Annotated in this window: 1 protein-coding gene; it reads right to left on the reverse strand. The window is 44.3% G+C overall.

Features of this window, described 5'->3' with window-relative positions; all coding sequences use genetic code 11:
- Positions 1–40: 40 nt before the first annotated feature.
- A protein-coding gene (locus RYZ26_RS19835; protein WP_317684996.1) for an IS3 family transposase occupies positions 41–1,140 on the reverse strand; the annotation gives its coding sequence in 2 pieces (ribosomal slippage) (positions 41–888 and positions 888–1,140; 1,101 coding nt in all).
- Positions 1,141–1,211: the final 71 nt, after the last annotated feature.

The following is a 1,211-nucleotide window of genomic DNA, read 5'->3' on the forward strand; positions in this document are numbered from 1 at the left end:
GGTAATACCCCCATTTTTAGGGGGCTTCAGAAGTAGACAGTTATGCAGCCCTTTGGATTGACTGCAGCAATTTCTGTTTTGGCGTTATGCCGCCGATCGCCATATTGGGTCTTTCATTGTTATATGTCCATAGCCATTTCGTGGCTGCGTCCTGAACCTCTTCGATAGTTTCAAACAGGTCTTGATTAAGCCAATCGTATCTCACAGTTCTGTTGTATCGCTCCACATAGGCATTCTGCTGTGGCTTTCCAGGCTGAATAAATTGGAGCGTTACGCCGTGTTTTTCAGACCATTGAGCCAAGACGTGAGAGATGTACTCGGGGCCATTATCGCAACGAATCATTTTGGGCTTTCCTCGCCATTCAATGATTTGATTTAAAGAACGAACAACCCGTTCTGAAGGCAATGAGAAATCAACCTCAATGGCAAGGCCTTCTCGATTGAAGTCATCAATCACATTGAACGTTCTAAAAGCTCTGCCATCCATCAACTGGTCATGCATAAAATCCATTGACCAGATTTCATTGATAAACTCAGGCTCGCTTAAAGCTTCGGGCTTGTCCCGTTTAATCCTTTTCTTTGGTTTTATACGCAAATTCAGCTCCAGTTCACGATAAATCCGATAGACCCGTTTATGGTTCCATCCAAAACCTTTGACGTTCCGCAGATAAAGAAAACACAACTGAAAGCCCCAATTACGATGGGCCTGCGTTAAACGCAAAAGCCAATCAGCGATTTCTTCATTCTCATCATTCAAGATGGCTGTATATCGAAAACACGTCTGACTAATCGAAAAGGCTTCACAGGCTTGTCGAATATTCAGCCGCCCCTTGCAGACAGCAACTTTTGCAATCTCGCGACGACGGGACGGCTTTACCACTTTTTTTCAATAGCCTCCTTGATGACATCATTTTGGAGCTGGATATCAGCATACATTCGTTTGAGCCGAGCATTTTCGGCTTCCAGTTCTTTCAAGCGAGCCATCATCGATGCGTCCATACCGCCAAACTTCGCCCGCCATTTATAAAAGCTCGCACTGCTCATACCATATTGGCGGCACAATTCTGGAACTGGCGTACCAGCCTCTGCTTCCTTCAAAATCTTGATGATCTGGTTGTCACTATATCTTGGTTTTTTCATTTCGAATCTCCTGCACTTAATATACGAGAAAATTCTACTTCTAAGGACCACTAAAAATCGGGGGTATTACC

Origin of the sequence: Terasakiella sediminum (genome assembly GCF_033100395.1) — a bacterium.
Taxonomy (GTDB): domain Bacteria; phylum Pseudomonadota; class Alphaproteobacteria; order Rhodospirillales; family Terasakiellaceae; genus Terasakiella.